This window comes from Longimicrobium sp., from assembly GCF_036554565.1.
In the GTDB taxonomy this organism is placed as follows: Bacteria; Gemmatimonadota; Gemmatimonadetes; order Longimicrobiales; family Longimicrobiaceae; genus Longimicrobium.
Genome location: NZ_DATBNB010000239.1, coordinates 1 through 6,031 on the forward strand (window position 1 = coordinate 1; position 6,031 = coordinate 6,031).

The 6,031-nt window shown below is 66.0% G+C and carries 4 protein-coding genes; all 4 read left to right on the forward strand.

The window, feature by feature from the left end; all coding sequences use genetic code 11:
- A partial coding sequence (locus tag VIB55_RS06515; protein WP_331875861.1) for an N-6 DNA methylase occupies positions 1 to 843 on the forward strand: 843 nt, incomplete at its 5' end.
- Complete coding sequence (locus tag VIB55_RS06520; RefSeq protein WP_331875862.1) at positions 840 to 2,357, forward strand: class I SAM-dependent DNA methyltransferase; 1,518 nt, start codon at positions 840 to 842, stop codon at positions 2,355 to 2,357. The genes VIB55_RS06515 and VIB55_RS06520, both read left to right, overlap by 4 nt.
- Positions 2,350 to 3,567 (forward strand): restriction endonuclease subunit S, encoded by a 1,218-nt coding sequence (locus tag VIB55_RS06525; RefSeq protein ID WP_331875863.1) that lies wholly within the window; start codon positions 2,350 to 2,352, stop codon positions 3,565 to 3,567. Before VIB55_RS06520 ends, VIB55_RS06525 begins: the two co-directional genes overlap by 8 nt.
- The coding region (locus VIB55_RS06530; RefSeq protein ID WP_331875864.1) for an HsdR family type I site-specific deoxyribonuclease at positions 3,564 to 6,031 on the forward strand (2,468 nt) is incomplete at its 3' end. The genes VIB55_RS06525 and VIB55_RS06530, both read left to right, overlap by 4 nt.

Genomic DNA, 6,031 nt, shown 5'->3' on the forward strand with positions numbered 1-6,031 from the left:
CCGCGTACCTTCTTCGGCAAGCTGTACGGGCAGGAGAAGAACCTGACCACCGCGGCCGTTGCCCGGATGAACCTGTTCCTGCACGGGATCGAGGACTTCGCCATCGAGCGCGGCGACACGCTGCGCCAGCCCGTGTTCAGGGATCCCGGCACGGGCGGGTTGGGCACCTTCGACGTGGTGATCGCCAATCCGCCGTTCTCGCTGGAAAAGTGGGGACGCGACGTGTGGGAGAGCGATCCCTGGGGCCGGGCGTTCGCGGGGCTGCCCACGGACAGCAACGGCGACATGGCGTGGGTGCAGCACATGGTGAAGTCCATGGCTGCTCGCACGGGGCGCATGGCGGTGGTGCTGCCGCAGGGTGCGCTGTTTCGCGGAGGGGTGGAGGGCACCATCCGTCAGCACCTGCTGAAGGCGGACCTGGTGGAGGCGGTGATCGGCCTGGCGCCCAACCTGTTTTACGGCACTGGGCTGGCCGCGTGCGTGATGGTACTGCGGCGCGCCAAGCCGGCGGAGCGCACGCGCAGGGTGCTAGTAGCCGACGGGTCGACGCTCTTTCGCCGGGGGCGCGCGCAGAACTTTCTGGAAGCGGAGCACGCGGCCGAGATCCTGGGGTGGGTGCAGGGCTTTGCCGAGGTGGAGGACCGCACGCGCGTCGTGAGCCTGGAAGAAATCGAAAACGAGGGGTGGACGCTGAACATCTCGCGCTACGTGCTGCCGCCCATCGGCGCCGACATCCCGCCGCTGCCGGAGGCGGTGGCGGCATTCAAGGAAGCCCTGGCTCGCGCACGTGAAGCGGAGGATTCGCTGCGGCGTGTGATGCTGGAGGGAGGCTGGCTGCCATGAGTGCGCCGATGAGCCAGCAGGCGCTGGAGTCGTACCTGTGGGGCGCCGCCGTGATCCTGCGCGGCCTGGTGGACGCGGGCGACTACAAGCAGTTCGTGTTTCCGCTCCTGTTCTACAAGCGCCTTTCCGACGTGTGGGACGAGGATTACGCGGCGGCGTTGGCTGAATCCGGCGATGTTGACTTCGCGATGGACGTGGCGAACGACCGGTTCGTGATCCCCGGCGGTGCGCACTGGTCGGACGTGCGCGCGGTGGCCAAGGACGTGGGACGTACGCTGCAATCCGCCTTGCGCCGCGTCGAGTCGGCCAACCCGGGGAGGCTGGACGGCATCTTTGGGGATGCGGGGTGGACCAACAAGGAGCGTCTTCCCGACGCCACGCTCAAGAACCTGCTGGAGCACTTCAGCGCGCAGACGCTGTCGCTGGCGAACGTTCCGGAGGACGAGCTGGGGAACGGCTACGAGTTCCTGATCAAGAAGTTCGCGGACGACAGCGGCCACACGGCGCAGGAGTTCTACACCAACCGCACCGTCGTTCACCTGATGGTGCAGATGCTGGATCCACAGCCCGGCGAGCACATCTACGATCCCACCTGCGGCACGGGCGGCATGCTGATCTCCGCGTTGGCGGAGGTCAAGCGCAACGGCGGCGAGCACCGCACGCTCCGGGTGTTCGGGCAGGAGCGCAACCACATGACGGCGTCCATCGCCCGCATGAACCTGGTGCTGCACGGGGTGGAGGATTCGGAGATCGCCCGCGGCGACACCTTGGCCGCGCCCGCGTTCGCGGAGAACGACCGGCTGCGCACCTTCGACGTGGTGCTGGCCAATCCGCCGTACTCCATCAAGCAGTGGAACCGCGACGCGTGGGCCACGGACAGGTGGGGCCGCAACTTCCTGGGCACGCCGCCGCAGGGGCGCGCGGACTACGCGTTCTTTCAGCACATTTTGCGCAGCCTGGACCCGCGCACGGGCCGCTGTGCCATCCTGTTCCCCCACGGCGTGCTCTTTCGCAAGGAAGAGGCGGAGATGCGGCGGCGGCTGGTGGAGGCGGACCTGGTGGAGTGCGTGCTGGGGCTGGGGCCCAACCTGTTCTACAACTCGCCCATGGAGGCGTGCATCGTCCTCTGTCGCACGGCCAAGCCAACGGAGCGGCGCGGCTGTGTGCTGTTCATCGACGCGGTGAACGAAGTGGCGCGTGAGCGTGCGGCGAGCTTTCTGAAGCCCGGGCACCAGGCGCGGATCGAGAACGCCTACGCCGCCTTCGCGGACGAGCCGGGGTTCGCGAGGGTCGCGACGCGCGAGGAGATCGGCGCGCAAGCGTGGAGCCTTTCCATCCCGCTCTACGTCAAGCGCGCCAGTCAAGCGGCAGGAAACGGCGAGGCGCGGACGCTCGCGGCTGCGTGGGCCGCGTGGGAAGCGTCGGGACAGACCTTCTGGACGGAGATGGACGCAGTGGTGGACATGCTCGACGGGCTTATGGTCGAGGAAGCGACGGAGGCCGTCAGTGCCTGAGCTCAAGCCGGGATGGCGCCGAGTGAAGTTCGGCGAGGTGGTGCGCCAAGTGAAGAATCGCGCAGATCCGGAAACATCTGGCCTGGAACGTTTCGTCGCGGGTGAGCACATGGACAGCGACAACCTGAAGATCCGGCACTGGGGGAACATCAGGGACGGCTATCTCGGGCCGGCGTTCCACATGCGCTTCCGGCCAGGCCAGGTTCTGTACGGATCGCGGCGGACCTATCTGCGAAAGGTCGCGCTGGCAGACTTCGAGGGGATCTGCGCGAACACTACGTTCGTTCTGGAGTCCGCTGACCCGGAACTGCTCCTGCCCGAGCTGCTGCCGTTTGTCCTGCAAACTGAGGGGTTTCACGCGCACTCCAAGCGCGAGTCGAAGGGGTCGGTCAACCCGTACGTTAACTTCTCGGACCTGGCTTGGTACGAATTCGAGTTGCCGCCTCAGGTTGAGCAGCATCGGCTCGCGCGCGCTCTCGCGTCGGCTGAAGGAGCGATCCAGATGCTGACGAATGCGGCGGAAAGCACGCTCGTCGCGGCTCAGGCATTCTCTGGGGAGATGTTCCGTGGTAATAGCCGCGCTGACATGGTGCCGCACCCCCGTTTGGAAAGAGTGGCGGCAGGGTGGGATGTCCGGACGATCGGGGAACTCGTCGAGAGCAGCCAATACGGCCTGTCGACAGCGCCTGAACCAACTGGAGATTTCCCGATTCTACGTATGATGAACCTCGTGGACGGCCTCGCCGTCGAAAACGACATCCGCTTCGTGAATCTTACGGACGATCTCTTCCAGAACTATCGCTTGGACCACGGTGACGTTCTGTTCAACCGGACGAATAGTATCGACCTTGTCGGACGCACCGGAGTGTACACCCTAGCCGGCGATCATGTGTTTGCATCCTACCTGATCCGATTGCGGGTGAACCGAGATGTCATTTCCCCGGAGTATCTGACCGAGTACTTGAACGGCCCCCTCGGCCGACAGCAGGTGCTGTCGTTTGCGACCAAGGGTGTCAGCCAGGCCAACGTCAATGCGTCCAACCTCGCGAAAGTCCTAATTCCCCTCCCGCCGCGAGACGTTCAGGATCGTATTGTCGCCGATCTGGGGAAGATCAAGTCGGCGGGCCGGGGTCTCAGGGGGAGAGTGGAAGTCGCCGAACGGCTGAAGGCAATTCTAATGCGGGAACTCGATCAGAGCGAAGCAGGATGAACGGTTTCACGGAAGGCAACACGGTCGAGAACCTCATCCGCGACCTGCTGTGCGGGGGAGAAACCAAGCGCACGGCCGCGGGGCCGGGGCTGGCGCGCAAGGGCGGCAGTCTGGCCGGGCTGGGGTGGCACTATCTCGCGCCGGGGAACATCCCGCGCCAGCCGCACGAGGTGTTCGTGGAGCCGTGGGTCACCGAGGCGCTGGCGCGGCTGAACCCGGAGATCGCCGCCGTCCCAGACCGCGCCGACGAGGTGCTGTACCGGCTGCGCGCCATCGTACTGGCGGTGCGCAGCGACGGGCTCATCAAGGCCAACGAGGAGATGACGGCGTGGCTGCGCGGCGACAAGTCCATGCCGTTCGGCCAGAACCACGAGCACACCACCGTAAAGCTCATCGACTTCGAAAACCCGGAAAACAACCACTACGTCGTCACCAGCCAGTTCACCTTTCGCGCGGGTAGCGCCGAGCGCCGCGCAGACCTGGTGCTGCTGGTAAACGGCATTCCGCTGGTGGTGATCGAGGCCAAGACGCCCGTCCGCAAGGCCGTGAGCTGGCTGGACGGGGCCGTGCAGGTGCACGAAAACTACGAGAACCACGTTCCCGAGCTGTTCGTGGCCAACGTCCTGAGCGTGGCCACCGAGGGCAAGGAGCTCAAGTACGGGTCCGTGCGCATGCCCGTGGAGTTGTGGGGCCCGTGGCGCGAAGACGAAGGTGCCGCGCCGGGCACCTTGCGGAGCGTCGAGGCCGCCGTGAACGGACTGCTGCGGCCGGAGACCCTGCTGGACATCCTGGCTCACTTCACTCTGTTCGCCACGGACAAGAGGAACCGCCGCATAAAGGTCGTCGCGCGCTACCAGCAATACCAGGCGGCCAACCTGATCGTGCAGCGCGTGCTGGATGGCCGCCCGCGCAAGGGGCTCATCTGGCACTTCCAGGGATCGGGCAAGTCGCTGCTGATGGTGTTCGCCGCGCAAAAGCTCCGTCTTCAGCCGGAGCTGGGGAACCCGGCCGTGCTGATCGTGGTGGACCGCGTAGACCTGGACGCGCAGATCAGCTCCACCTTTCACGCCTCCGACGTCCCCAACCTGGTCAAGGCCGAGACCCGCGCCGACCTGCAGAAGCTGCTGCAGCAGGACACCCGCAAGATCATCATCACCACCATCTTCAAGTTCGGCGAAGCGGGCGGCGTGCTCAACGAGAGCGGCAACATCGTGGCGCTGGTAGACGAGGCGCACCGTACCCAGGAGGGCGACCTGGGGATGAAGATGCGCGCCGCCCTGCCCAACGCCTTCCTCTTCGGCCTTACGGGCACGCCCATCAACCGCCGCGACCGGAACACCTTCTACGCGTTCGGCGCGGAAGAAGACGAGCGCGGGTACATGAGCCGCTACGGGTTCGAGGAATCCATCCGCGACGGCGCCACGCTCAAGCTGCACTTCGAGCCGCGGCTGGTAGACCTGCACATCGACAAGGCGGCGATCGACGAGGCCTACGGGGAGCTCACCGGCAGCCTGACGGACCTGGACCGCGACAACCTGGCCAAGACGGCCTCGCGGATGGCCGTGCTGGTGAAGGTGCCCGAGCGGGTGCAGGCCATCTGCGCCGACATCGCCGCGCACTTCCAGGAGAAGGTGGCGCCGAACGGGTTCAAGGGGATGATCGTCACCTTCGACCAGGAGTGCTGCCTGCTCTACAAGGCGGCGCTCGACCAGCTGCTGCCGGCCGAGGCCACCGAGGTGGTGATCAGCGCCACGGGGGATCCACGCTTTCGCCCGTACGACCGCAGCCGCGACGAAGAAGAGAAGCTCCTGGACCGCTTCCGTGATCCCAGCGACTCCCTGCAACTGCTGATCGTCACCGCCAAGCTGCTCACCGGCTTCGACGCGCCGATCCTCCAGGCCATGTACCTGGACAAGCCCCTGCGCGATCATACCCTGCTCCAGGCCATCTGCCGCACCAACCGCGGCTACGGCGAGCACAAGACGCACGGCCTGATCGTGGACTACCTGGGCGTGTTCGACGACGTGGCCACGGCGCTGCAGTTCGATGAAAAGGGCGTTCGCGAGGTCGTGAGCAACGTCGCGGCCCTCAAGGAAAAGCTGCCGGAGGCGCTCAAGCGCTGCCTGGACTTCTTTCCCGGCGTGGACCGCGGCCAGACCGGCTACGAGGGGCTGATGGCGGCGCAGGAGTGCCTGCCGGACAACGACACCCGCGACAGCTTCGCCGGAGCGTACAGCGTGCTGGGCCGCCTGTGGGAGGCCATCTCGCCAGACCCCGTTCTCCTGCAGTACGAGGCGGACTACCGCTGGCTCTCCCAGGTCTACCAATCCGTGCAGCCCTCGTCCGCCACGGGACGGCTGGTGTGGCACGCGCTGGGCGCCAAGACCATCGAACTCATCCACCAGAACGTGCACGTGGACGCCGTTCGCGACGATCTGGAGACGCTGGTGCTGGACGCGGACCT